19 protein-coding genes, 1 tRNA gene and 1 other RNA gene are annotated in these 25859 nt (G+C 71.5%); 16 read left to right on the forward strand and 5 right to left on the reverse strand.

The features are described 5' to 3' along the window. The first annotated feature begins 10 nt into the window (after positions 1–10). The 4 genes from ACEN8D_RS17300 to ACEN8D_RS17315 all read left to right on the forward strand — a co-directional run bounded on the left by ACEN8D_RS17300 (position 11) and on the right by ACEN8D_RS17315 (position 4042). Positions 11–1603 (forward strand): sensor histidine kinase, encoded by a 1593-nt coding sequence (locus ACEN8D_RS17300; RefSeq protein WP_413398752.1) that lies wholly within the window; start codon positions 11–13, stop codon positions 1601–1603. Positions 1604–1872: 269 nt separating this feature from the next. Next, the gene (rplJ, locus tag ACEN8D_RS17305; protein ID WP_070418388.1) at positions 1873–2388 is read left to right on the forward strand and encodes a 50S ribosomal protein L10; all 516 of its coding nucleotides are present in this window, start codon (positions 1873–1875) and stop codon (positions 2386–2388) included. 51 nt (positions 2389–2439) lie between these two features. Beyond that, positions 2440–2823 carry a 50S ribosomal protein L7/L12 gene (rplL, locus tag ACEN8D_RS17310; RefSeq protein ID WP_022907351.1) on the forward strand — a complete coding sequence of 128 codons (384 nt, stop codon included), beginning with the start codon at positions 2440–2442 and terminating at the stop codon, positions 2821–2823. Positions 2824–3124: 301 nt separating this feature from the next. Next, positions 3125–4042 carry a hypothetical protein gene (locus ACEN8D_RS17315; RefSeq protein WP_413398751.1) on the forward strand — a complete coding sequence of 306 codons (918 nt, stop codon included), beginning with the start codon at positions 3125–3127 and terminating at the stop codon, positions 4040–4042. 146 nt (positions 4043–4188) lie between these two features. Here ACEN8D_RS17315 and ACEN8D_RS17320 read toward each other — a convergent pair whose 3' ends face one another. Next, the gene (locus ACEN8D_RS17320; protein WP_413461367.1) at positions 4189–5658 is read right to left on the reverse strand and encodes an amino acid permease; all 1470 of its coding nucleotides are present in this window, start codon (positions 5656–5658) and stop codon (positions 4189–4191) included. Positions 5659–5750: 92 nt separating this feature from the next. Between ACEN8D_RS17320 and ACEN8D_RS17325 the strand changes: the two genes are divergently transcribed. The 7 genes from ACEN8D_RS17325 (at position 5751) to ACEN8D_RS17355 (ending at position 16084) form a co-directional block, all read left to right on the forward strand. Then, a complete protein-coding gene (locus tag ACEN8D_RS17325) occupies positions 5751–7637 on the forward strand; it encodes an ABC transporter ATP-binding protein (protein WP_413400147.1) in 1887 nt (628 codons plus the stop codon). Between the two features lie 239 nt (positions 7638–7876). Further along, positions 7877–10102 (forward strand): adenylate/guanylate cyclase domain-containing protein, encoded by a 2226-nt coding sequence (locus tag ACEN8D_RS17330; RefSeq protein WP_413398817.1) that lies wholly within the window; start codon positions 7877–7879, stop codon positions 10100–10102. Next, the gene (locus tag ACEN8D_RS17335) at positions 10099–11532 is read left to right on the forward strand and encodes a mechanosensitive ion channel domain-containing protein (protein ID WP_413398816.1); all 1434 of its coding nucleotides are present in this window, start codon (positions 10099–10101) and stop codon (positions 11530–11532) included. Before ACEN8D_RS17330 ends, ACEN8D_RS17335 begins: the two co-directional genes overlap by 4 nt. A gap of 10 nt (positions 11533–11542) precedes the next feature. Continuing rightward, positions 11543–12907: a cystathionine beta-synthase gene (locus ACEN8D_RS17340; protein WP_070418392.1), complete on the forward strand. Its 1365-nt coding sequence runs from the start codon at positions 11543–11545 to the stop codon at positions 12905–12907. 46 nt (positions 12908–12953) lie between these two features. Beyond that, the gene (locus ACEN8D_RS17345) at positions 12954–14099 is read left to right on the forward strand and encodes a cystathionine gamma-synthase (RefSeq protein ID WP_309780002.1); all 1146 of its coding nucleotides are present in this window, start codon (positions 12954–12956) and stop codon (positions 14097–14099) included. A gap of 40 nt (positions 14100–14139) precedes the next feature. Further along, entirely contained in the window at positions 14140–15528 is a 1389-nt protein-coding gene (locus ACEN8D_RS17350; RefSeq protein WP_413398815.1) for an MFS transporter, read from the forward strand. A 10-nt stretch (positions 15529–15538) separates the two neighbouring features. Further along, the gene (locus tag ACEN8D_RS17355) at positions 15539–16084 is read left to right on the forward strand and encodes a sugar ABC transporter substrate-binding protein (protein ID WP_413398814.1); all 546 of its coding nucleotides are present in this window, start codon (positions 15539–15541) and stop codon (positions 16082–16084) included. A gap of 19 nt (positions 16085–16103) precedes the next feature. Here ACEN8D_RS17355 and ACEN8D_RS17360 read toward each other — a convergent pair whose 3' ends face one another. Further along, complete coding sequence (locus tag ACEN8D_RS17360) at positions 16104–16685, reverse strand: TetR/AcrR family transcriptional regulator (RefSeq protein WP_413398813.1); 582 nt, start codon at positions 16683–16685, stop codon at positions 16104–16106. A 271-nt stretch (positions 16686–16956) separates the two neighbouring features. Between ACEN8D_RS17360 and ACEN8D_RS17365 the strand changes: the two genes are divergently transcribed. After that, positions 16957–18213, forward strand: a complete 1257-nt coding sequence (locus tag ACEN8D_RS17365; protein WP_071295965.1) for a multidrug effflux MFS transporter — start codon at positions 16957–16959, stop codon at positions 18211–18213. Positions 18214–18275: 62 nt separating this feature from the next. Next, a complete protein-coding gene (locus ACEN8D_RS17370; protein WP_495601085.1) occupies positions 18276–20249 on the forward strand; it encodes a helicase HerA-like domain-containing protein in 1974 nt (657 codons plus the stop codon). Positions 20250–20253: 4 nt separating this feature from the next. Here ACEN8D_RS17370 and ACEN8D_RS17375 read toward each other — a convergent pair whose 3' ends face one another. Next, positions 20254–20895, reverse strand: coding sequence for a hypothetical protein (locus ACEN8D_RS17375; protein ID WP_070418396.1), 642 nt, complete (start codon positions 20893–20895; stop codon positions 20254–20256). A 300-nt stretch (positions 20896–21195) separates the two neighbouring features. Next, positions 21196–21283, reverse strand: a tRNA-Ser gene (locus tag ACEN8D_RS17380). Positions 21284–21403: 120 nt separating this feature from the next. On the opposite strand from ACEN8D_RS17380, the gene pta reads away from it, so the two are divergent. Together pta and ACEN8D_RS17390 are read left to right on the forward strand one after the other, a co-directional pair. Continuing rightward, positions 21404–23512 (forward strand): phosphate acetyltransferase, encoded by a 2109-nt coding sequence (gene pta / locus ACEN8D_RS17385; protein WP_071302617.1) that lies wholly within the window; start codon positions 21404–21406, stop codon positions 23510–23512. A gap of 51 nt (positions 23513–23563) precedes the next feature. Next, positions 23564–24760 carry an acetate/propionate family kinase gene (locus ACEN8D_RS17390; RefSeq protein ID WP_413461837.1) on the forward strand — a complete coding sequence of 399 codons (1197 nt, stop codon included), beginning with the start codon at positions 23564–23566 and terminating at the stop codon, positions 24758–24760. A 141-nt stretch (positions 24761–24901) separates the two neighbouring features. On the opposite strand, the gene ACEN8D_RS17395 is transcribed toward ACEN8D_RS17390, so the two are convergent. Further along, a complete protein-coding gene (locus tag ACEN8D_RS17395; RefSeq protein WP_070418399.1) occupies positions 24902–25576 on the reverse strand; it encodes an SDR family oxidoreductase in 675 nt (224 codons plus the stop codon). A 37-nt stretch (positions 25577–25613) separates the two neighbouring features. Here ACEN8D_RS17395 and ffs point away from each other — a divergent pair. Next, an RNA gene (ffs, locus tag ACEN8D_RS17400) (signal recognition particle sRNA small type) lies at positions 25614–25710 on the forward strand. Positions 25711–25859 lie beyond the last annotated feature (149 nt).

Consider the following 25859-nt stretch of genomic DNA (forward strand, 5'->3'; position numbering starts at 1 on the left):
GGTCGGTGCAGTGACCCTTCGTCGTCGGCTCGTCCTGAGCATCGTCGCGCTCGTCGTCGCCGTCAGTGCGGTCATCGGTGCCGGGAGCATCATCGCGCTCGCGTCCATCCAGACGGGCACGATCGACAGCCAGCTCTCGAAGGCGACCGACCGTGCGAGCACGAAGTTCGGCGAGGGACAGCAGAACCCGAACGGGCAGCGCCCGAACGACGACGCCCTGCAGCCCCTCGGCCAGGCGGCCGGCACCCTCACCGCGTACTACTTCTCCGGTGGCGGCGCGGGCGGGATCGTGCTGACCGACAACAGCTCGCGGCTGCAGCTCACGACGACGCAGCTCGACCGCCTGGGCAACGTCAAGGTCGGCGTCGACCCGGCCACGATGGACCTCGGCGGATCGCTCGGCCGCTACCGCGTGGCCGCTGTGCAGGTCGACAACCCGGTGCTCGGCAACGCCGTGCTCGTGGTCGGACTCCCGATGTCGCCCGTGTACGAGAGCGTCCGGTCGCTGCTGCTCGTGGTGATCATCGTCGTCGCGGCGGCGCTCGTCGCCGCGTCCGTCGTCGCCGCGGTCGTCGTCCGCCGGTCCCTGCGGCCGCTCGAACGGGTCGCCGAGACCGCCTCGACCGTCGCCCGCATGCCGCTCGAGCGCAGCGACGCCCTGCAGGACGTCCGCGTGCCCGACACCGACCCCCGCACCGAGGTCGGCCGCGTCGGCAGCGCCTTCAACCGGATGCTCGGCCACATCGCCGGCGCCATGCAGGCCCGCGAACGCTCCGAGCAGAAGGTCCGCCAGTTCGTCGCCGACGCGTCGCACGAACTGCGGACGCCCCTGGCATCGGTCCGTGGGTACGCCGAGCTCACCCGTCGGATGGGTGCGGACCTGCCGAAGGACGTCGTGTACGCGATGAGCCGGATCGAGTCCGAGTCGAAGCGCATGACGAGCATGGTCGAGGACCTGCTGCTGCTCGCCCGACTCGACGAAGGCCGCGAGATCCAGTTCGACGACGTGGACCTCACCGGCCTCGTGCTCGACGCGGTGAACGACGCGCACGCGGCATCGCCGGACCACCCGATCGAGGTGGACGTCCCGTCGACCCCCGTGACGGTGGTGGGCGACGCCGCGCGCCTGCACCAGGTGATCGTCAACCTCGTCACCAACGCCCGGACCCACACCCCGGACGGCACCCGCATCACCGTGGGGCTCGCGCCGTCGGCCTCGGGCACCGGCGTGGACCTGACCGTGCGGGACACCGGGCAGGGCATCGACCCCGAGTTCCTGCCGAAGCTGTTCGAGCGGTTCGCCCGCGCCGACAGCTCCCGCTCGCGCACCGCGGGCTCGACGGGGCTCGGGCTCGCCATCGTGGACGCGGTGGTGCAGGCGCACGGCGGGTCCGTGGACGTGACGAGCGAGCCGGGGGACACCGTGTTCACGGTGCACCTGCCGTCGGAGCGGCCGGCGGCCGACGCGGCGTCGGCCGCGTCTGCTTCTGCTTCTGCTTCTGCTTCTGCTTCTGCTTCTGCTTCCGCTTCCGCTTCCGCTTCCGCGTCCGGGGACGCGACCGACGACTGGTCGGCGACCCCGGTCCCGTCCGCCACCGACTGACGGACGGGAGGCGCGGTGCGGGCCGGCACCGAGCCTCCCGTCCGACGGTTGGTCGCGACCGTCGTGCCGTGCTACAGTTCTCGAAGCCAAAGACCGCCGGTTGTCGTGCTGCTCGCAGCGCGAACGAAGGTCCTCACTCATGAGGCAGCCCGCGCAGGTGTTCCGAACCACTCCTTCCGTTCGCGGGGGAGCAGCTCCGAGCCTCTGCGCCGGAGCTTTTTTCATGTGGTGGAGTCCTGGGGCTGCCGGCAAGAACCCCAAGGAGAACCATGGCGAACAAGGAAGCTGCGGTCGCCGAGCTCACGGAGTCCTTCCGTAGCTCGAACGCCGTTCTGCTCACCGAGTACCGCGGTCTCACGGTCGCGCAGCTCAAGGAGCTCCGCAACTCGATCCGTGAGCACGCCACGTACGCCGTGGTGAAGAACACGCTGACCAAGATCGCGGCGAACAACGCCGGCATCTCGTCGTTCGACGACGAGCTCGCCGGTCCGTCCGCTCTCGCCTTCGTCCACGGTGACACCGTCGCCGTCGCGAAGTCGCTGCGTGCATTCGCCAAGGCGAACCCCGAGCTCGTGGTGAAGGGTGGTTACTTCGACGGTAACCCGCTCTCCGCGACCGAGGTGGACAAGCTCGCCGACCTCGAGTCCCGTGAAGTCCTGCTCGGCAAGCTCGCCGGCGCCTTCAAGGCCTCGCTGTTCGGTGCTGCGTACCTGTTCCAGGCCCCCCTCTCGCAGGCCGTCCGCACCGTGGACGCCCTTCGCGAGAAGCAGGAGTCCGCGGCCTGATCAGGCTCGCGTTCCACAACCACACGATCTAGCTAGTAGTAGGAGAAAATCATGGCGAAGCTTTCGCAGGACGAGCTCATCGAGGCCTTCAAGGAGCTCACGCTCATCGAGCTCTCGGACTTCGTGAAGAAGTTCGAAGAGGTCTTCGAGGTCACCGCGGCCGCCCCGGTCGCCGCTGCCGCTCCGGCCGCCGCCGGTGCCCCGGCCGAGGCCGCTGAGGAGAAGTCGGAGTTCGACGTCGTCCTCAAGTCCGCTGGTGACAAGAAGATCCAGGTCATCAAGGAGGTCCGTGGCCTGACGTCGCTCGGCCTCGGTGAGGCCAAGGCGCTCGTCGAGACCGCTGACGCCAAGATCCTCGAGGGTGTCAACAAGGAGACGGCCGACAAGGCGAAGGAGGCCCTCGAGGCCGCCGGCGCCACGATCGAGCTCGCGTAGTCTCGACCGTTCGGTCACGAAGGCCGCTGCCCCTCGGGGCGGCGGCCTTCGTCGCGTGCGGGGGCTACGGCCGGCGGTCCGGCGTGCGGGCCGGCGGCGGGGCTGCGGGGCGCTTCCGCGAAAGCGACACTCTGCCTTCGGATGCACGCGCCAATGTGTCGCTTCGGCGGCACCCTCGTAGCGACTCAGCTGTGAAGTGTCGCTTTGGGCGCACGAGCGGGGCAGGCCAGGAGGCACGGCACCTGTCCACAGATCGGCGCAGGACCGCCTCCACGCGCGTCCAAGACGACAAGGTGCCGTCATGCACCCTGCGAACGCGATCGAACTGTTCCGTACGACCCGGCTCGACCGAGCGGCCGGGCGACACCTCCAACGTCGGCGCGCTGCGGACGAGCTGGTGCGGGTTCGCCACGGTGTGTACGTCGAACGGGCTGCGTGGGACGCGCTCGACGGTCGGTCACTGCACCTCGTCCGCATGCGCTCGGCCATCCCGTTGCTCCGCCCGGGCGCCGTGTTCGCCTTCGAGTCAGCGGCCGCCGTGCACGGTCTGCCGAGGATCGACCCGTGGACCACCCGCGTCCGAGCGGTGGTGCCGTCGCTCGACCACGATGTGCACCGCGTCGACCTGACGCTGCGCGCCGGCACCGCGCTGCGGTCCGGACGTCTGTTCTGGGGTGTCCCGTACGCCTCGCTCGCGGCGACCACGATCGAGATCGCCCGTCGCGGTTCACTCTCTGCCGCCGTCGTGGCCATCGACCACGCGCTCCGTCGGGGGGAGCGGCTCGTCGAGCTGCAACGCCTCGCGTCGAAAGCCGGACCGTGGGGATCCACGCGTCTCGAGCACGCCTTCGCGATCGCCGACGTGCGCCACGAGTCGGTCGGGGAGTCCTACTTCGCGGCCCGCGCCGCAGAGCTCGGGTGTCCCGACCTCGAACCGCAGCACGAGTTCGTCCACGCAGACGGAACGGTGGATCGGGTCGACTTCTGGCTTCCGCGGCAGGGCATCGTGATCGAGTTCGACGGGCGCCAGAAGTACGAGGACCCGCGCATGCTCGGCGGTCGGGACCCGCACGATGTCCTGTGGGCCGAGAAGCGCCGCGAAGATCGCATCCGGTCCCGACGCGAGGTGCACGGCGTCGTCCGCGCGGACTGGTCACACCTGGTCGACCCGGAGCGCTTGCGGGCGCTGTTCCGCACGCACGGCGTTCCGTGTCGATGACCGCGACGCCTGTGATCACCCGCCGAAGCGACACGCTGCCGCCGAGGCTCGACGTCTGTGCGGCGAGAGCGACACTTTCGCGCCGAAGCCCGGCGGGAACCTGTCGCTTTCGCGGAAGAGGCGGGCCGGCGGGCGGGCCGCGCGCGTCAGCGCAGCGTGCTGTGGCGGCGGCCGTAGGCCAGGTAGAGCGCGGCGCCGGCGACCATCCAGATGCCGAAGGCGATCCAGGTGCCGACGCCGAGGAACACCGCGAGCAGCACGCAGCAGAGCGCGCCGACGATCGGCACGACGGGGAACAGCGGCACGCGGTAGGACCGCTCGAGCGACGGCTGGGTCCGACGGAGCACGATGACCGACACGTTCACGAGGGCGAACGCCACGAGCGTGCCGATGCTCGTCGCGTCCGCGAGCTCCCCGAGCGGCACCAGTGCGGCGACGATCGTCACGACGACCCCGATGATGAGGGTGTTCCAGACGGGGGTGCCGGTGCGGTGCGACACCCGGCCGAACACCTTCGGTACGAGTCCGTCGCGGGCCATCGTGAGCAGGATGCGGGTCTGCCCGTAGAGCACGGTGAGCACGACGCTCGCGATCGCGATGACGGCGCCGATCGAGAACACCAGGGCGACCCACGGCGCTCCGGTGACGTCGACGACGATGCGCACGAGCGAGGCCTCGGTCGACGAGAACGACGTCCACGAGCGGGCGCCGACGGCCGCGATCGCGACGAGGATGTACAGCGCCGTGATGAGCGCGATCGACCCGATGATCGCGCGGGGGAGGTCCCGCCGCGGGTTCTTCGCCTCTTCCCCGGCGGTCGACGCGGCGTCGAACCCGATGTACGAGAAGAACAGCCGGGACGCGGCCGCGGTGACCCCGGCGGCACCCATCGGTGCGAGCGGCTCGAAGTTCTGCGCCTGGAACGCCGAGAACGCCACGATGACGAAGAACACGAGCAGGGCGATCTTCACGATGACCATGACCGTGTTCACCCAGGCGCTCTCGCGCGCACCCGGGAGCAGGATCGCCGTGGCGAGCAGCACCAGGACGGCGGCCGGCAGGTTGACCATGCCGCCCTCGCCCGGAGGCGCCGACAGTGCGGTCGGCAGGTGCAGCCCGAACACCCGCAGGGTCTCGTCGACGTACTCGCTCGCGCCGACCGCGACGGCGGCCACGGAGACGGCGTACTCGAGCACGAGGCACCAGCCGCACACCCAGGCGATGCCCTCGCCCATGGTGGCGTAGGTGTACGAGTAGCTCGACCCGGACGTCGGCACGGCACCCGCCATCTCGGCGTACGACAGCGCCGAGAGGAGGGCGGCGACACCGGCGACGACGAACGAGATCCAGACCGCGGGACCGGCGAGCGGCACGGCGGTCCCGAGGACGACGAGGATGCCGGTGCCGAGCGTGGCGCCGACACTGATCATCGTGAGGTGCCAGACCCCGAGCGACCGCCGGAGCGGCTCGCCGTCCACCCCCGCCGAGGCCTCGGCCTGCAGCTGCTCGATCGGCTTCCGTCGGGCGAGCTGTGCGCGGAGGGACGTGGGGCGGGTGGGCGCGGACGTCAATGGGACCTCGAGTGGTGCGGGGAAGGGGACGGGAAATGGTCGCATGCCCCCTGAACGGGGTCAAATGAGCCACGGCGGCCCGATGTCCCACCCCGGGGCTAGGTTTGCAGCATGGATCGGGGTGACGCGTCGTGAGCATGCACGGCGGGATGCGCGGCGGCGGCGGTGGTGGCGGTCGCGGTGGCGGCCGGATCTCCAGCGGCGACTTCGAGGCGCAGAAGGCCGCCAACGCCGAGGCGCCCAAGATCCCGAACCTCCTCAAGCGCATCGCCGGGCTGTTCGTGCCGCACCGGAACGCGATCATCCTGACCGTCGTGCTGGTGCTGATCGGCGCCGCGATCTCCGTCGTCCCGCCGCTCCTCACCCAGCGGGCGTTCGACGAGGGGCTCTTCCCGAAGGGCGGCGGCGGGCCCGACCTGCCCGTGCTGTACGTCCTCGTCGGTGCCATGGTGGTGCTCTGGATCGCGAGCGCGGGGATCGGCGTCTGGCAGACCTACCTCACCGCGACGGTCGGCAACAAGGTCATGGGCGCGATGCGCATGCGGCTGTTCGGACACCTCCAGCGCATGGAGCTCGCGTTCTTCACCCGCACGAAGACCGGTGTCATCCAGTCCCGCCTGCAGAACGACGTCGGTGGCGTCGCGAGCGTCCTCAACAACACGATCTCGTCGATCCTCGGCAACACGGTGACGGTGATCGCCGCCGTCGTCGCGATGCTGCTCCTCAGCTGGCAGATGACCCTGGTCGCGGTCGTCCTGCTGCCCCTCCTCGTGATCGCGCAGCGACGGGTCGGCCAGGTCCGTGCCAAGATCGCCGCGCAGACGCAGGAGTCGCTGTCGGACATGACCGCGATCACGCAGGAGGCACTGAGCGTCTCCGGCATCCTGCTCGCGAAGAGCTTCAACCAGCAGCGTGCGGAGACGCAGCGGTACGGCAACGAGAACCGCAACCAGATCCGCCTGCAGGTCCGTCAGCAGATGTCCGGGCAGTGGTTCTTCGCGATCGTGTCGATCTTCCTGTCCATCATCCCGGCGATCATCTACGTCGTCGCCGCGTACCTCATCATCGGCGACGTGCCGATCACGGCCGGCACGATCGTGGCCTTCACCACCGTGCAGTCCCGGCTGCTGTTCCCGACCGTCGGTCTGCTCCGGGTCGTCCTCGACCTGCAGACCTCCGGGGCGCTGTTCGCACGCATCTTCGAGTACCTCGACCTGAAGCCCGCGATCACGGACCCGCCCACGGCGAAGCCCGTCGACGAGTCGCGGGTGGGGCACGTCGCCTTCGACGACGTGACGTTCACCTACCCGGACGGCGAGGCGGACAAGCCGACCCTCCGCGGGGTGTCGTTCGAGCTCCAGCCCGGTCAGTTCGCCGCGTTCGTGGGGCCGTCGGGTGCGGGGAAGACGACCGTGTCGTACCTCGTGCCCCGGCTGTACGAGGCGACCGCGGGCTCGGTCCGGTTCGCCGGACAGGACGTCCGCGAGCTGGCGCACGAGGACCTCATGCGCCACGTCGGCATCGTCAGCCAGGAGACCTACCTCTTCCACGCCACCATCGGCGACAACCTGCGGTACGCCAAGCCGGACGCGACCGACGACGAGATCGAGCAGGCCGCGCGGGCGGCGAACATCCACGAGACGATCGCCTCGTTCCCGGACGGCTACGAGACGGTCGTCGGGGAGCGCGGCTACCGGCTGTCCGGCGGCGAGAAGCAGCGGATCGCGATCGCGCGGGTGCTGCTCAAGGACCCACCGGTGCTCGTGCTCGACGAAGCGACGAGCGCCCTCGACTCGATCTCCGAGCGCGTCGTGCAGACGGCGCTCGACAACGCCGCGGCCGGCCGGACGACGATCTCGATCGCGCACCGGCTCTCGACGATCCGCGACGCCGACGTCATCTTCGTGCTCGACCACGGGCGGATCGTCGAGCAGGGTACGCACGAGGAGCTCCTCGAACGGGACGGCACCTACGCGACGCTGCACCACCAGCAGAACGCCCCCGCCGACGCCGTCGGCAGCTGACGCACCAGGCGAGCGCGCACCAGGCGAGCGCGCACCAGGCGAGCGCGCACCAGCCGAGCGCGCACCAGGCGCACCGCAGGCGGGACGGGAGGCGCGGTGCGGGCCCGCACCGCGCCTCCCGTCCGACGCCTGGTCGCGACCACGGCGTTTTCCGGTCGACCCGACGGACACGAACGATGCTCGCGTGGTAGCTGTGAAGGAACCACACAAGCGCACCGTGCCCCTGAGCGGAGTCCGAAGTGACAGCTGTCCCACCGACGTCCGACCCCATCCCGCCGACGGGCCCGATCGCCCCCGATGCACCACGCGTCGTCGAGGACGCGCCCCGCAAGAAGGGGAAGTTCCGCGCGTTCCTCACGAGCGGCTCCCTCGACATCCAGTCCAGGCTCCTCGTGATGCTCCTCGCGGTGAGCATCGTGGCGGCGCTGGTCGTCGGTGTCGTCGGCTACCTGAACGGCCGGAGCTCGCTCGAGGCCGCGGCGTTCAACCAGGTGACCTCGTTGCGCGAGGCGAGGATCACCGAACTGCAGCGCTCGTTCGGCCAGTTCACCCAGACGGTCGTCGCGCAGACCCGCAACGAGAGCGTCATCGGCGCGACGAAGGCGTTCGAGTCGGGGTGGAACGACCTGCAGTCGCGGCCGGTGTCCGACGACGACCACACGCAGGTCGAGGACTGGTACCGGGACTCCTTCGTCCCGCAGCTCGACGACCGAAGCGGCGGCACCGCCAACCCGGACCAGTTCACGCCGACCGAGGACCCGCAGGCCTACCTGCAGGCGCGGTACACGGCGCCGTTCACCGACTACGACGAGGCCATCGGCCAGGACGACGCCGGTGACGGCAGCGCGTGGTCAGCGGCGCACGCCGAGTACCAGCCGTACTTCAAGCAGGCCGTCGAGGCCGCCGGGTACGAGGACCTCCTGCTCATGGACACCGACGGGGACGTCGTGTACTCGGCGTACTCCGGCGCGGACCTCGGCACGGACCTCGAGAGCGGGCCCTACCGCGACTCGAACCTCGCGACCGGGTACCAGCAGGCCCTGCAGCTGACGAGCTCGGACGACTTCGTGGTGACGGACTTCGCGCGGTACGTGCCGAGCCTCAACGTCCCGACGCTCTGGGTGATGTCGCCGGTGGGGGAGGACGGCAAGATCATCGGGGTGATGGCCGTCCAGGTGCCGGTCGACCTCATCACGCAGGTCATGACGGGCAACGAGCAGTGGAAGGACGACGGCCTCGGGGACACCGGGGAGTCGTACCTCGTCGGTGCCGACCACCTCATGCGGTCGTACCCGCGCCAGCTCATCGAGCACCCGAAGCAGTACCAGCGCGACGTCGTCGCTGCCGGGACGGCGCCGTCGACCGCGGCCCGCCAGGTCGCGGTGAAGGGATCCGTGCTCCTGCAGGAGGTGAACACCACCCCGGTGACACGGGCGCTGCAGGGGAAGTCCGGGACGGTGATCTCGACGGACTACCGCGGGAAGGAAGTACTCGCGGCGTACGCGCCACTCGAGGTCGACGGGCTCCGCTGGGTCGTCGTCGCGCAGATGGACACGGCCGAGGCGTTCGCCCCGGTGAACGACTTCGCCCGGAACATCGGCCTCGCGCTCGTCGGCATCATCGTCCTCGTCAGCCTGCTGTCGCTGCTGCTGGCCCAGGTGTTCGTCCGGCCGATCCGGCGGTTGCAGACGGCGGTGAACCGGGTGTCGTCCGGCGACCTCGGCGTCGAGGTGCAGACGAAGGCCGGCGACGAGATCGGCGACCTCGGTCTCGCGTTCAACGACATGAGCCGCAGCCTGCAGGTGAAGCAGGACCTGCTCGACGAGCAGCGGCGACAGAACGACACCCTGCTGCTGACGCTCATGCCGGAGGAGGTCGCCCGTCGGTACAAGCAGGGCGACGAGACGATCGCGGCCGACCACCAGGACGTCGCCGTCGTCTACGCGGACATCATCGGGTTCGACGAGTTCGCCGCCGGCCTCACCGCCGAGGAGTCCCTGTCCCTCGTCAACGACGTCTGGCGCTCCCTCGACGAGGCGGCCACCCGACACGGCGTCGAGCGGGTGCGCACGACCCGGAGCGGGTACCTCGCCAGCTGCGGCCTGAGCGTCCCGCGCGTGGACAACGTCCGCCGTGTCGTCGACTGGGCGGAGGAGGCGCAGGGCGTGCTCGAGCGCTTCAACGCGCAGCACGGGTCGAAGATCGGCCTGCGCGCCGGCATCGACACCGGCCAGGTCACGAGCGGGCTCGTCGGGCGCTCGAGCATCGTCTACGACATGTGGGGCGACGCCGTCAGCCTGGCGTACCGGGTGCAGGGGATCGCCCCGGCGCCGGGCGTGTACGCGACGCAGCGCGTGGTCGACAAGCTCGGCGACCGCGGGGGCGTGCAGGACGCCGGCGAGGTGCAGACGCAGGCCGGCCCGCAGCGGGTCTGGAAGCTCGAGCGCACCGGAGCGGCGTCGTGACCGCGTTCTGGGAGCAGCCGTGGTTCTGGCCGGCGATCAGCGTCATCGTCGGCCTGCCGCTGCTGCTGCTCGTCCTGACCGAGCTGCAGTCGAACCTCGAGCGACGCGGCAACTCGCTGCACAAGGTGGTCGGACTGCTGCGGAACGCCGTGGTGCCGATCATCGCGATCCTCGTCCTGTCCGTCCAGGTCACCGACGCGGTCGACCCGGGCAAGCCCGTGGTGAACCAGATCATCGGCACCGTGCTCGGGTTCCTCGTGATCGTGTTCGTCCTGAACGGGCTGAACATCGTCCTGTTCACGAACGCCCGGAAGGGCACCTGGCGCGAGAAGATCCCGTCGATCTTCGTGGACATCGCCCGCATCGTGCTCATCGCGCTCGGGCTGGCGCTGGTGTTCAAGATCGTCTGGGGTGCGGACGTCGGCGGGATCTTCACCGCGCTCGGTGTCGGCTCGCTCGTCATCGGCCTCGCGCTGCAGTCCGCCGTCGGTCCGGTGATCGCCGGGCTGTTCCTGCTGTTCGAGCAGCCGTTCCGGCTGGGGGACTGGCTCGACGCCGGTGGCGTGCGCGGCCGGGTGGTCGAGGTGAACTGGCGGTCGGTGCACATCGACACGGGCGCCGGGATCCTCATCATGCCGAACTCCTCGTTGGCAGGGGCGTCGTTCACGAACCTCAGCCGGACAGGAGGCACGTTCCCGGTCGCCACGGACGTCACGTTCACGACGGACGACCCTCCGGCAGCGGTGGTCGCCCTGCTGCAGCGGGTCGCGTCCGGCCTGCCCCAGCGGTACCCCGGCACGCAGCCGGTGGCGGTGCCGACCGGCGGATCGTCGTACACCGTGTCCTTCGAGGTCCGCGGACCGTCGCAGGAGGACGATGCGCTCGCCCAGTTCCGGATGTGGCTCTGGTACGCCGCCCGGCGCGCAGGGCTCGGCCTCGACGGCGACACGACCGACGACTTCGTCACCGACGAGCGTCGGGACGCCGCCCTGGCGTCGATCGCGCCCACGCTGTACCTGACGGGCGACGACGGGGCCGCGCTGGCACCGCTCGTCCGGCTCGAGCGGTACGCCGCCGGCGAAACGATCGTCACGGCCGGCACGGTGCCGGACGCGGTCCGGTTCGTCCTGTCCGGCAGCGTCGACCTGCGCGTCCCGTTCGAGGACGCCGAGTTGCCGGCGACCCGCGTCGAGACCGGCGACTACCTCGGGCAGACGGCGTTGACCCGGGAGGCGCTGCTCACCACCGCCGTCGCGCTCACCGAGGTCGCGGTGCTGGTCGTGCCCGCCACCGCGCTCGACCAGATCGTGCGCGGCACGCCGGCGCTCGCCCGGGACATGGGGGAGGTCATCGACCGCCGCCGGCAGGAGGTCTCCGCGGCGGTGTCCGCCCACGTCGCATCCCAGCGGAAGACGGTGTCCGCCGCCTAGACTCGACCGCGTGCGTTACGCGAACTCCGTGGTCGACCTCGTCGGCGACACCCCGCTCGTCAAGCTCAACCGGGTGACCGAGGGGGTGCGCGCGACCGTCCTCGTGAAGGTCGAGTACCTCAACCCCGGTGGGTCGTCGAAGGACCGGATCGCCACCAGGATCATCGACGCGGCCGAGGCCTCCGGCGACCTGGGTCCCGGCGGCACCATCGTCGAGCCGACCTCCGGCAACACCGGCGTCGGCCTGGCGCTCGTCGCCCAGCAGCGCGGCTACCGCTGCGTGTTCGTCCTGCCCGACAAGGTCGGCGAGGACAAGCGGAACGTGCTCACGGCGTACGGCGCCGAGATCGTCGTCACGCCGACCGCCGTCCCGCCCGAGCACCCGGAGTCGTACTACTCGGTGTCCGACCGGCTGGTGCGCGAGATCCCCGGCGCCTACAAGCCGAACCAGTACGCGAACCCGAACGGTCCGCGCAGCCACTACGAGACCACCGGTCCGGAGATCTGGCGCGACACCGAGCAGCGCATCACGCACTTCGTCGCGGGTGTCGGCACCGGCGGCACCATCTCCGGTACCGGACGCTTCCTGAAGGAGGCCTCGGACGGCCGTGTCCGCATCGTCGGCGCCGACCCCGAGGGCTCCGTCTACTCGGGCGGCACCGGTCGCCCCTACCTGGTCGAGGGCGTGGGCGAGGACTTCTGGCCGACCGCGTACGACCCCGGGGTCCCCGACGAGATCATCGCCGTGTCGGACGCCGACTCGTTCGCGATGACCCGTCGGCTCGCCCGTGAAGAGGGCCTGCTCGTCGGTGGCTCGAGCGGCATGGCGGTCGTCGCCGCGCTCCGAGCCGCCCGCGACCTCACCGAGGACGACGTGGTCGTGGTGCTCCTGCCGGACGGCGGCCGCGGCTACCTCGGCAAGATCTTCAACGACCGGTGGATGCGCTCCTACGGCTTCGCCGAGACCGACGACGAGCGCACCGTGGGGTCGCTCATCGCGGGCAAGGACGGCCGGCTGCCCGACCTCGTCCACGCCCACCCGGCGGACACCGTGCGCGAGGTCGTCGACATCATGACGAAGTACGGCGTCTCGCAGATGCCCGTGCTCAGCGCCGAACCGCCCGTCGTCATCGGCGAGGTCGTCGGCGCGGTGGCGGAGAAGGACCTGCTCGAGCAGGTCTTCACCGGCGCCGCGAAGATGACGGACGCGCTGTCCGGGTTCGTGGGCGACCCGCTCCCGCTCATCGGTGTCGGCGAGTCGGTTTCGTCGGCGCGACGTGCGCTCGAGTCGGCGGACGCCCTGCTCGTCGTCGAGGACGGTAAGCCCGTCACCGTGTTGACCCGTCACGACCTGCTCGCCTACCTGTCCGAGTGACCCGCGTCCCGCGTGACGCCCCGACCCAACGAGGAACGAAGCCCGCATGACCGAGTTCAGCACCCGCGCCGTCCACGCCGGCCAGGAGCCCGACGGCCCCACCGGCGCCGTCATCCCGCCGATCCACCTCACGTCGACGTACGTGCAGGACGGTGTCGGCGGCATGCGGAACGGCTACGAGTACTCCCGCGCCGGCAACCCGACGCGCGACTCGCTGCAGACCCTCCTGGCGGACCTCGACGGCGGCGTCGCGGCGTACTCGTTCGCGTCCGGGCTCGCCGCCGAGGACGCCCTGCTGCGCGCAACGCTCGTCCCCGGTGCCCGCGTGGTGATGGGCAACGACGTGTACGGCGGGACCCACCGCCTGGTCAGCCGGTTGCACGTGCCGTGGGGCGTCGAACTCGTGGTCGTCGACATGAGCGACACCGACCGCGTCCGTGCCGCGCTCGAGGGTGCTCCGGCGCAGACCGTCCTCTGGGTCGAGACCCCGACGAACCCGCTCATGAAGATCGCCGACATCGCCGCGCTCGCCGAGATCGGCCACGCGGCCGGTGCCGTGGTCGTCGTCGACAACACCTTCGCGTCGCCGTACCTGCAGCAGCCGCTGTCGCTCGGCGCCGACGTCGTCGTGTACTCGACGACGAAGTACCTCGGCGGCCACTCCGACGTCGTCGGCGGCGCCGTGGTGCTCGCCGACGAGGAGCTCGCCGCGAAGGTGCAGTTCCTGCAGTTCGGCGCCGGGGCGATCTCGTCGCCGTTCGACGCGTTCCTCACCACGCGCGGCATCAAGACCCTCGCGGTCCGGATGGAGCGGCACTCGCGGAACGCCCAGGCGGTCGCCGAGGCACTCGTCGGAGCACCGGGAGTCGAGCGCGTGTACTACCCAGGGCTCGCCGAGCACCCCGGCCACGAGGTCGCGGCACGCCAGATGCGCGGCTTCGGGGGCATGCTCTCGGTCGCGCTGAGCGGTGGACCCGAGGCAGCGCGCCGTTTCGCGGAGTCGACCGAGGTGTTCGCGCTCGCCGAGTCGCTCGGCGGGGTCGAGTCGCTCATCGGGTACCCGTCCGAGATGACGCACGCGTCGGTGAAGGGCACGGAGCTGGCGGTGCCGGAGAACGTCGTGCGCCTGTCCGTCGGCATCGAGGACGCCGGCGACCTCGTGGCGGACCTGCAGCAGGCGCTCGCGCGCTGACGCACCGCGGGCCGTCGGTGGGCGGCCCTACGATGATCGGGTGAGCACCGCGGCGACGAGGACCAGCCTGTTCAGCGGACCGTACGCCCTCGCCACCGTCGGCATGGTCGCGATCGTCGCGGTCGCGGCGTTCCAGAACCTGGCGATGACCACCGTCATGCCGGAGATCAGCCGCGACCTCGACGGCGAGACCCTCTACGCGCTGGCCTTCGCCGCACCCCTGGCGGCCGGCGTGCCGGGCATGGTCCTCGCGGGCAACTGGACCGACCGCGCGGGTGGGCGCATCGTGGCGTGGGTGTCGGCCGGCCTCTTCGCCGTCGGCACCGCCGTCGTCATGCTGGCCCCGACGATGGAGGTCTTCCTCGTCGGCCGGCTCGTCGAGGGCTTCGGCGCCGGCGCGATCGACGTCGTGCTCTACGTCCTCGTCGCCCGGATCTTCCCCGCCGACCTGCACGGCCCGGTGTTCGCCGGGTTCGCCGCCGCGTGGGTGGTGCCGGCGCTCGTCGGTCCGGCGCTCGCGGGCATCGTCACCGACGTCTGGAACTGGCACTGGGTGTTCGCCGGTGCACTCGTCATCGCGGTCGGCGCGTTCTCCCTGCTCGTCCCGACCCTCGGCCGGCTGCACCCACCCGCGCCCGAGCTCCGTCCGGCGTGGCAGCGGTCCCGGATCGGCTGGTCGGTCGCCGCCGCGGTGGCGATCCTGCTGCTCAACGTCGCCCCGGACCTCGGCGCGTGGGCGCGGGGCGCCGCCGTGCTCATCGGCCTCGTCGGGACGTGGTCCGCACTCCGCCCGCTGCTGCCCGCCGGCACCTTCCGCGCCGCCCCCGGGCTGCCGTCGGTGATCCTGCTGCGGGGGCTCGTCGCCGCCGCGTTCTTCGGCAGCGAGGCGTACGTGCCGTTCCTGCTGCAGGCGAAGGACGGCCTGTCCGCCTCGGCAGCGGGACTCGCGCTGACGGTCGCGGCGCTCAGCTGGGCCGGGTCGAGCTGGCTGCACGGACGGCTCGGCGAGGACCGGCTCACCGCGACCCGGACCTTCGCGATCGGGCTCGCGCTCGTGCTCGTCAGCCTGCTCACGGCGCTGACGGTCGCCACGTTCGGCCTGCCGTGGTGGCTGCTCGTGGTCGGGTGGTTCGTCGGCGGCGCGGGCATGGGGGCGATCTACCCGCGGACCTCGATGCTCACGCTGCGCTTCTCCGGCGAGGGCGACGACGGGTTCGCGAGCTCGGCCCTGACCATCGCCGACGCCTCGGGCAGCGTGATCGGGCTCGCCGTCACCGGGCTGCTGTTCATCGGGACGGGCGGTGCCGACGCCGCGGTGTCGTTCCCGCTCGTGTTCGGCGGCATGACCCTGATCGCGGTGCTCGCCGTCGCCGCGGTCCGTCGGCTCGGCCCCGTCCCGGCACCGTCCGTCGTCGCGGTGGGCGGGTAGCGTGGCGGTCGTGCTCCTCCGCGTCGTCACCGCCACCGTCGTCATCGGTGCGGCCCTCGCCCTGGCCGGCTGCCAGGGCACGACGTCGGCCGCGCCCACGCCGGTGCAGAGCACGGACCTGACCAGCTCCGACGGCGGGTTCGACCGGCACGCGGTCATCGGCGTGGTCCTCGAACCCGGGCAGGACACGCTCGGCACCGACCTGCGGGCCGGACTGACCGACGCCGGCTTCGCCCCGGACGTCCGCGTCGCACCGGCCGACGGGTCCGCCGCCGCGCAGCGCACCGCGGTGGACCAGCTCGTGCGCACGGGCGCGAAGGCGTTGCTCGTGCGGGCGGTCGACGCCTCGGCGCTGACCGGGGTCATCCAGGCGGCGCACGACGCCGGTGTCGTCGTGGTGTCGCTGGGGGACCCGCTGCCGACGAGCGGCACGGGTGGCGACGGCGTCTCCGCGGACTACCGGGTGCCGGCCGGCGACGACCAGGCCGACCTCGTCAGCGGGGCCGTCGACGTGGTCGAGTCGCTCCAGCGCGGCGAGAAGCCCACGACCGACTGACGTCCGTCGGGCAGGGCGGTCAGCGCCACCACGACGGGAACGACAGCACGATCGTGTCGACCAGTGCCTTCCGCGACCGTCGCGGTCCGGCGAGCCAGGCCTCGATCGCGCCGACGAAGCCCTGCGCCACGAAGCCCGCGGCGACGTCGTCGAGGAGTTCCGGCCGGTGCTCGCGCTCGAGCGTCCGGATGTGCTGCTCGCTCGACACCGTGAAGTGCTCCACGAGGAGTCGGTGCAGCGACGCGTCGTTCGGGTCCGGCAGCGCCTTGCCGTAGATCTCGCGGTGCGCGACGACGTGCTCGACGACGGCGTTGATGCCGCGTCGGGTGATCGTCGCGAACTCGTCGACGCCGGCGCCCCGGGCGAACGCCACGCGACGGACCTCGGCGTCGTCCTCGCGGATGCGGTCGAGCTCCGGTGTGAGGACGTCGGCGAGCAACGACCCGGGGGAGACCGCGTGCGAGTAGAACGTGGCGCGGTTGATGCCGGCCGCCCGGGTGACGTCGGCGACCGTGATCTCGGACACCGGCCGGTCGGCGGCCAGTCGCAGGATGGCCTCGCGCAGGGCAGCGGTCGTGTGCAGGATGCGGGCATCCACCATGACGCCACCCCCTTCTGATCCGGTTCCGTCCCGCCGGTGTTCCGGCGGAACGGGCGGGACGACGTCCGCCGGCGGTCGACCGGCGGCGAGCAGTCCGACGGTACCGCATGTGCCGCGTCCGAGCGGGGCGGGAGCCGTGGCAACACGCGGGAGAGCGCCCCGGACTGCTGCGGTGGTGCTCGGGGGACCCGTAGGATGGTTCCGCGGACGAATCGATTCAATCGACGCCGCGATCACCTCCCCACCCCTCACCGTCGAAGGACTCCTGCTCGTGACCGCGCCCGCCACCACCGGTTCGCTCCGTGTCGTCCTGCATCCGGGAGACGCGCTCTCCCGCCGGCAGAGACTCGTCTACGTCTTCGTCCTGGGCGCCCTCACCGCGCTCGGACCGTTCACGATCGACCTCTACCTGCCGGCGTTCCCGTCGCTCAAGGACGAGTTCGGCATCACCGACGGGGCGGTGCAGCTCACCCTCACCGCGACGACGCTCGGCTTCGCGGCCGGACAGCTGCTGGTCGGCCCGTGGAGCGACAAGGTCGGTCGCCGGCTCCCGCTCATCATCGCGACGAGCCTGCACGTCGCAGCATCGCTCGGAGCCGCACTGGCGCCGAACGTCGAGGTGCTGGCGCTCTTCCGCGTCCTGCAGGGCATGGGTGCAGCGGCCGGTGGCGTCGTGGCGATGGCGACCGTGCGCGACCTGTTCGGCGGCAAGCCGCTCGTGCGGATGCTGTCCCGCCTCGCGATGGTGAACGGCCTGGCGCCCATCCTCGCCCCGCTCATCGGCTCGCAGATGCTCCGGTTCGTGAGCTGGCACGGGATCTTCGTCTTCCTCGCCTGCTACGGCGCTGCTGTCGTGCTCGCCGCGGTCTTGCTCATCGTCGAGACGCTCCCGCCGGCACGTCGGCACGAGGCCGGGCACTCCACCATCGGGCAGCGGTACCGGGCACTCTTCTCCGACCGCGTCTTCGTGGGGGTCGCGCTCATCGGGGCGATGGTCTTCAGCGGGCTCTTCTCGTACCTCAGCGCGTCACCGTTCCTGTTCCAGGGCCTGTACGGGCTCGACGCGCAGCAGTACGGCCTGCTGTTCGCGGTGAACTCGGTCGGCGTCGTCGTCGGCGTGCAGGTCTCCGCGCGGTTGGCGCAGCGCGTCGGGCCGCAGTGGATCCTCGCGTGCTCGACCGCGACCCTGTTCCTCGCCGCCGTCGCGATCATGGTGCTCGACCAGCTCGGTGCCGGACTCGTCGGGGTGCTCGTGCCGCTCTGGTTCTTCATCGCCGCGTGCGGCTTCTCGTTCCCGCTCGTCCAGGTGATCGGCCTCGCCGCCCACGGCAAGGAGGCCGGCACCGCCGCCTCGCTCCTCGGCGCGCTGAACTTCGGCGTGGCGGGGATCATCTCGCCCGTGGTCGGGTGGATCGGCATCACCACGGCGACCCCGATGGCAGCGGTGATGGCGTGCACGTCGGCCGTCGCGATCGTGCTGCTCTGGGCGGTCGTCCGACCGAGGACGGTCCCGGCGCTCACGCACTGACCGTCGCACGGTGCCACGGCACGCGCCGGACAGGAGCGTCCGGCCGTTCGTATGCTGTGGGCATGAGCGACGTGGTGGCGCAGGCACGGGCAGCGGCCGAGGCAGCCAAGCAGGCGGCCGACGAGGCCCGGCGCCTCGCGGACGAGGCGGTGCAGCGGGCGGAGGAGCTCGCCGCCGCGGTGGCGCAGGGCCAGGAGGCGCGGCTCGAGCCCGACGCGGAGCCGGCGGTCGTCGACTCCCCGGCCCCGGCGGTGGACGCGACCGCCCCGGCGGGCGAGCCGACGTCGACGACCGGCACCGTGCCTCCCGAGCCGACCACCATCGAGGGGCCGCCACTCGGCGCGGACGCCGTCGCGGCGATCCGCGCCGGCTACGAGGTCGAGGGCAGCGCGCTGCAGCTCGGTGCCCTCGTGAACGGCGCCGCGGTGCCCGACGTGCAGGTCCGGATCCCGCTCGGCATGCTCAACCGACACGGTCTCGTCGCGGGCGCGACCGGCACGGGCAAGACGCGCACGCTGCAGGTCCTCGCCGAGCAGATCGCCGCGAACGGGGTGCCCGTCTTCGCCGCCGACATCAAGGGCGACCTGTCCGGGCTGGCGGTCGCGGGCACGCCGAACGACAAGCTCCTCGCGCGCACCGCCGGGATCGGCCAGGAGTGGCGCGCGGTGGCGAGCGAGGCGGAGCTCTACTCGCTCGGCGGGCAGGGGACCGGCGTGCCGATCCGTGCGACCGTGTCCGGGTTCGGGCCGCTCCTGCTGTCGAAGGTGCTCGGGCTGAACGACACGCAGGAGTCCTCCCTCGGGCTCGTGTTCCACTACGCCGAGCGGGCCGGGCTGCCGCTCGTCGACCTGTCCGACCTGCGGAGCGTGCTGACCTTCCTCGTGAGCGACCAGGGCAAGGCGGAGCTCGCCGAGCTCGGCGGGCTGTCGAAGCAGACCGCCGGGGTGATCCTCCGCGAGCTGATCACCTTCGCCGACAAGGGCGCCGACCAGTTCTTCGGCGAGACGGAGATCGACACGACCGTGTTCCTCCGCACCGCCGCCGACGGCCGGGGGATCGTCAGCCTGCTCGAGGTGCCCGGCGTGCAGGACCAGCCCGAGGTCTTCTCGACGTTCCTGATGTGGCTCCTCGCCGACCTCTTCAACGAGCTCCCCGAGGTGGGCGACCAGGACAAGCCGAAGCTCGTGTTCTTCTTCGACGAGGCGCACCTGCTCTTCAGCGGGGCGTCGGCGGACTTCCTCGAGCAGATCGTCCGCACGGTCCGGCTCATCCGCTCGAAGGGCGTCGGGATCTTCTTCGTCACGCAGACCCCGAAGGACGTCCCGAACGACGTGCTCGCCCAGCTCGGCTCGCGGATCCAGCACCAGCTGCGGGCGCACACCCCCGACGACGCGAAGGCGCTGCGGGCGACGGTGTCGACCTACCCGACGAGCGACTACGACCTCGGGGAGGTGCTGACCTCGCTCGCCACCGGTGAGGCGATCGTCACCGTGATGAACGAGAAGGGCGCGCCGACGCCGGTGGCCTGGACGCGCCTGCGAGCCCCCGAGGGCTCGATGGACCCGATGCCCGCGGCCGAGATGACGGCGCGGGTGCAGGCATCCCCGCTCCTGCCCACCTACGGCACGCGGCTCGACCCCGACTCGGCGTACGAGATGCTCGCCCGCCGGATGGAGGCCGCCGCTGCGGACGCGGCTGCCGCGGACGCCGAGAAGGCCGCGGCGACCGCTGCCGCCGAGGCGGAGAAGGAGGCGGCCCGCGCCGCTGCCGCCGCGGCGAAGGAAGTGGCGGCGAAGGAGAAGACCGAGGCGCGCGAACGGGCCGCGGCGCAGAAGGAGTACGAGCGGGCGCAGCGGGAGTTCGAGCGAGCCGAACGGGCGGCGGATGCGCGGCGGTCGGGGCGGACGTCGTCCCGGACGACGACGTCACGGAAGGCGGACGACCCGCTGTCGGACCTGCTCGGGTCCGGACTGGGCAGGACGATCGCCAAGGAGGTCGTGCAGGGGATCTTCTCGACCCTGCGCCGCCGTCGCTGAGGGGTCAGCCGAGGAGGCCGGTGGTCTCGACCACGAGCAGCCCGGCGACCGCGAGGACCGCCACCGCACCGACGGCGACGTACGCTCCGCGCTGCTCGTACCAGGACCGGCTCGCCGGGTAGCGCCGCACGAACTCGCGGATCGACATCGGCCGGGTCTCGTCGGTGACCTGCACGCCGAGGGCGTCCACGATGCTGTCGATGCCGGCGTCGCTCCAGGTGTCGGCGCGGAGGCGGAACAGGTGGGCGCCGGCGGCGTCGAGCGCGATGAGCTCGCGCGTCGTGCGCTCGACCGCGCTGCCGTACGTGGTGGCGAGGACCAGGCTGTGGACGCGGTCGCGGTCCACCCGACGGTTCTGCGTGAGGACGCCGCGCACCGTGATCGCCACCGGGTCGATACCGATGAACGCGGTGCCGAGGCGAACGAAGACGACGGCGACGGCGGCCGCGAGCAGGATGACCGCACCCGTGACGACCGGCCAGAGGCGCATCGGGAGGGAGACCCAGACGAGGGCGACGGCGAGGGGGACGGCCGAGAACACGACGCTCAGGATCGTCGAGCGCACGAGCGAGCGACGCGGCCGGAGGACCACGTCGTACACGGTCGCGCTCGGCCGAGCTGCTGCCGGCGCCGTCAGGTCCCCCACGTGGACTCCTCGTCCCTCGGGTGCCCGGGCAGCGTTCGACGCTCGCCCGGGGAGCGCGCCCCTGCCGCTCCGTGCACCGTGTCCGACCCGTCCCGGGGTCGTCCGTCTGGGCAGTCTAGGCGACCGACGGGTATCGGGGACAGCCCGTTCCACCCCTCGGCATCGTTTCCCGGCCAGTCCATGGCGAACGGGGTTCGGCGGGGTCCGCCGGGTGGGGGACCGTCCTGTCCGGAGTGCGCTGGAGCGCCCCGGACGACGGAAGCCCCGGGAACCGATCGGTTCCCGGGGCTTCCGGGCTGGTGGCGGAGAATGGGGGATTCGAACCCCCGAGGGCTTGCACCCAACACGCTTTCCAAGCGTGCGCCATAGGCCACTAGGCGAATTCTCCTGGCGCCGTCTTCCGACGACGACACCCAATGGTACAGGTTCTCCGGAGTGCTCACGACCGCGTGTCGGAAGTGCCGGGGCTCCCAGATGTCGTGCCGTGTGCGCCGACTACCCTGGACGCGTGTCGACCCGCATCTACATCACGTCAGCAGAAGGACACACGGGCAAGAGCACCGTCGCCCTCGGTGTCCTCGAGACCCTCGCACGCTCGGTCGGACGGGTCGGGGTGTTCCGACCGGTCGCCCGCTCCGTCGACGAGCCGGACTACGTGCTCGAGCTCCTGCTGCAGCACACCGCGGTCGGCATCTCCTACGACGACGCGGTCGGCGTCACCTACGACGACGTGCACGCCGACCCGGACGCGGCGCTCGCGACGATCGTCACCCGCTTCGCCCAGGTCGAGCGGCAGTGCGACGCGGTCGTGGTGCTCGGGTCGGACTACACCGACGTCGGCAGCCCGACGGAGCTGTCGTTCAACGCCAAGGTCGCGGTCAACCTGGGCGCTCCGGTGCTGCTCGTGCTCGGTGGCCGCGACGCCGCCGAACGCGGTGCCCGCACCCCAGAGGACATGGCACAGGTCGCCGACGTCACGACGAGCGAGCTCCGCGCCGCGCACGCCCAGCTGTTCGGCATCGTCGTGAACCGCGCCGACCCCGATGCCCTGCCGTCGGTCGTGTCGAGCGTCCGGCAGGCCGTCAGCGACGACCACCCCGACCTGCCCGTGTGGGCCATCCCCGAGGACCGCGTCCTCGTCGCCCCGACCGTCCGCGCCCTGCTCGAGGCGACCGGGGCGACCCTGGTGCGCGGCGACGAAGCACTGCTCGACCGCGAGGCCCTCGGCACCGTCGTCGCCGGCATGAGCATGGAGAACGTCCTGCCGCGCCTGATCGAGGGCGGGATCGTCGTCGTCCCGGGGGACCGCAGCGACGTCCTCATCGCGACGCTCCTCGCGAACCAGTCCGAGACCTTCCCGAGCCTCGCCGGGGTGATCCTCAACGGCGGGTTCGAGACGGCGCCGCAGATCTCCCGCCTGCTCGAGGGGCTGTCGAGCTCGCTGCCGATCGCGCAGAACGACCTCGGCACCTACGACACCGCGCTCCGCATCACCCAGACCCGCGGACGGCTCGCGGCGGACTCGCCCCGCAAGGCCGACCTCGCGCTCGCGCTGTTCGAGCAGCACGTCGACGCCGACGCCCTGCGCGACCGCCTGCAGCTCACGCCCTCCGGGGTCGTGACGCCGCTCATGTTCGAGCACGGACTGCTCGACCGGGCCCGCGGGTACGGCAAGCGCATCGTCCTGCCCGAGGGCGAGGACGACCGCATCCTCCGCGCCGCGTCCACACTGCTGCAGCGTCAGGTGTGCGAGCTCACGATCCTCGGCGACCCCGCCGCGATCCGGACCCGGGCGACCGAGCTCGGCCTCGACCTCGACGCCGCGCAGCTCGTCTCCCCGTTCGACCCCGAGCTCCGTGAGCGTTTCGCCGAGGAGTACACCCGCCTCCGGGCGCACAAGGGCATGTCGATCGAGCTCGCCCGCGACACCGTGACCGACGTGTCCTACTTCGGCACGATGATGGTGCAGCTCGGGCTCGCCGACGGCATGGTCTCCGGCGCGAAGCACACCACGGCGCACACGATCCGGCCGTCGTTCGAGATCATCAAGACCCGGCCGGACACCTCGATCGTGTCCAGCGTCTTCCTGATGGCCCTCGCCGACCGGGTCCTCGTCTACGGCGACTGCGCGGTCATCCCCGACCCGACGAGCGAGCAGCTCGCGGACATCGCGATCTCGTCCGCCGAGACCGCGACGCAGTTCGGCATCGACCCGCGCGTGGCGATGCTCAGCTACTCGACGGGCGACAGCGGCTCGGGAGCGGACGTCGACAAGGTCCGCGCCGGTACCGCCTTCGTGCGCGAGCGCCGCCCGGACCTGCTCGTCGAGGGACCGATCCAGTACGACGCCGCCGCCGACCCGACGGTCGCGTCGACGAAGATGCCGGACTCGCCCGTCGCGGGTCGCGCCACGGTGTTCATCTTCCCCGACCTCAACACGGGCAACAACACGTACAAGGCCGTGCAGCGCTCGGCCGGTGCCGTGGCGATCGGCCCGGTCCTGCAGGGCCTGCGCAAGCCGATCAACGACCTCTCCCGCGGTGCGCTCGTCGGCGACATCGTCAACACCGTCGCGATCACCGCGATCCAGGCCGGCACCGCGACCGACGCGGGCTGACCGCGCGACCCGCACCGCGCCTCCCGTCCGACCGAGAAAGTGACCCATCCCGTGACCGCAGCCCTCGTCGTGAACTCCGGATCGAGTTCGTTCAAGTACCAGCTCATCGAGCTCGAGGGGGAGCGCACGCTCGCCTCCGGGCTCGTCGAACGCATCGGCGAGTCGACGGGGGCGTGGAAGCACACCAACGCGCTCACGGGGGAGTCCTCGTCGAACGACTCGACCCCGGTGGCCGACCACGCGGCCGGTTTCCAGGCCATGATCGACGCCTTCGCGAAGGTCGGGCCGTCCTTCGACGAGCACCCGCCCGCCGTGGTCGGCCACCGCGTCGTGCACGGCGGTACCACCTTCGACCGGGCCACCGTGGTGACGGACGAGGTCGAGCGGCAGATCGAGGAGCTGAACAGCCTCGCGCCGCTGCACAACCCGGCGAACCTCGAGGGCATCCGCGCCGCGAAGCAGGTCTTCTCGGACGTGCCGCAGGTGGCCGTGTTCGACACCGCGTTCCACCAGACCATGCCGCCGCACGCCTACATGTACGCGATCCCGGCCGACCTCGCCGCGAAGTACGCGATCCGCCGCTACGGCATGCACGGGACGAGCCACAAGTACGTGTCCGAGCAGGCGGCAGAGTTCCTCGGCCGTCCGCTCGCCGAGCTCAAGACGATCGTGCTGCACCTCGGCAACGGGGCGTCCGCCGCGGCGATCGACGGTGGACGCTCGATCGAGACCTCGATGGGTCTCACCCCGCTCGAGGGTCTCGTGATGGGCACCCGCTCCGGGGACCTCGACCCCGCGGTCCTCATCCACCTCCACCGCGAGGCCGGGCTCTCCTTCGACGAGCTCGACACCATGCTCAACAAGGAGTCCGGGCTGCTCGGCCTGACCGGCAACGGGGACATGCGCGACGTGCAGGACGCGGCGCTGCACGGTGACGATGTCGCCGAGGCGGCGCTCGCCGTGTACCGCCACCGCATCCGTCGGTACGTCGGCGCCTACACGGCGCAGCTCGGCGGGCTGGACGCGGTGGTCTTCACCGCGGGCGTCGGCGAGAACAACGCGCTGCTGCGCCGGCGCGTGCTCGCCGGGCTCGAGCACCTGGGCATCGAGATCGATGCGGACCGCAACGAGTTGGCGTCTCGGGAGGCGCGGCTCATCTCCACGGACACGTCGCGCGTCGCGGTGCTCGTTATCCCGACGAACGAGGAACTCGAGATCGCCCGGCAGTCGGCTGCGGTCGCGCTCTGACGCGGCGGGCGGCGGGCGCGGCGGGCGGCGCGCTTGCGGCGGGCGCGGCGCCGCGATCGAACCACGAATCCGACGTCGAACCAGCGTCGTCCCCCGGTTCGACGTCGGATCCGTGGTTCGACGCTGCTGCCGTGGTGTGCGTCAGCCGAGTGACGCGACCGCCGCGGGGATCGGGGTGTCGCCGCTCGTGACCTCGAACTGCACGCCGACCGCGGTGTCGTCGAGGAGCGCGTGGAGCACCACCGCCGCGACGTCCGCCCGTGGGATCGTGCCGCGGGGCACCGTGGCGCCGACGTCGACCGTGCCCTGGGGCGGCGTGTCGAGCAGACCCCCGGGTCGGACGATCGTCCAGCGCAGGTTCCGCGCCCGCAGGTTCGCGTCCGCCTCGGCCTTCGCGCGGAGGTACACCTGGAAGACGTCGGCCTCCGACCGGGCGGGCACGACCGCACGCTCCGGGTCGTACGAGTCCGCCGCCATCGCCGAGATCATCACGTAACGGCGGATGCCGGCGCGCTCGGCCGCGTCCGCCAGGAGGATCGCCCCGTCCCGGTCGACCGAGAGCTTCCGCTCGGCGCCGCTCCCCGGACCGGCCCCGGCGGCGAACACCACCGCGTCGACCCCGCGGAGCCGGAGCCCGAGTTCGTCGTCGTCGAGCTGCTCGAGGTCGGCGACGATCGCCCGTCCGCCCTGCTGCTCCACGTCGGTGACGTGCGCGGGGTTGCGGACGATGGCGACGGCGTCGTGGCCGGCGTCGGTGATCTGGCGGGCGAGGAGGAGGGCGATCTGGCCGTGGCCTCCGGCGATGGCGATCTTCATGTGTCCGATCTTGCCCGTCGCGTCCGGTAGACTTCTCGGCGGCTCCTCACGTGACGCCATCCAGGCCAACTCCCCCAGGGCGGAAACGCAGCAAGGGTAACCGGGCTCTGGCGGGTGCGTGAGGAGTCTTTTCGTGCGCCTGGTGTCTCTTTCGTAACGGGTTGCGGACAGCAACCTGATCGTGTGCAAAGATCGCCCTCAGGAACCCCCAACCAGGGCTCCTGACCCTCCACCGCCTCACCAGCGGGGGAGTTCCGGATCAGGTGGCGAGCGCGCTCGCCAG

The sequence above is a fragment of the Curtobacterium sp. Curtsp22 genome (assembly GCF_059492135.1).

Bases quoted from the DNA above. Each gene is read 5' to 3' on its own strand.
- ACEN8D_RS17320 (WP_413461367.1), bottom strand. From the start codon at position 5,658: ATGCGACCATTTCCCGTCCCCTTCCCCGCACCACTCGAGGTCCCATTG.
- ACEN8D_RS17370 (WP_495601085.1), top strand. From the start codon at position 18,276: ATGAGCGACGTGGTGGCGCAGGCACGGGCAGCGGCCGAGGCAGCCAAG.
- rplJ (WP_070418388.1), top strand. From the start codon at position 1,873: ATGGCGAACAAGGAAGCTGCGGTCGCCGAGCTCACGGAGTCCTTCCGT.
- ACEN8D_RS17395 (WP_070418399.1), bottom strand. From the start codon at position 25,576: ATGAAGATCGCCATCGCCGGAGGCCACGGCCAGATCGCCCTCCTCCTC.
- rplL (WP_022907351.1), top strand. From the start codon at position 2,440: ATGGCGAAGCTTTCGCAGGACGAGCTCATCGAGGCCTTCAAGGAGCTC.
- ACEN8D_RS17345 (WP_309780002.1), top strand. From the start codon at position 12,954: ATGACCGAGTTCAGCACCCGCGCCGTCCACGCCGGCCAGGAGCCCGAC.
- ACEN8D_RS17325 (WP_413400147.1), top strand. From the start codon at position 5,751: ATGCACGGCGGGATGCGCGGCGGCGGCGGTGGTGGCGGTCGCGGTGGC.
- ACEN8D_RS17315 (WP_413398751.1), top strand. From the start codon at position 3,125: ATGCACCCTGCGAACGCGATCGAACTGTTCCGTACGACCCGGCTCGAC.
- ACEN8D_RS17360 (WP_413398813.1), bottom strand. From the start codon at position 16,685: ATGGTGGATGCCCGCATCCTGCACACGACCGCTGCCCTGCGCGAGGCC.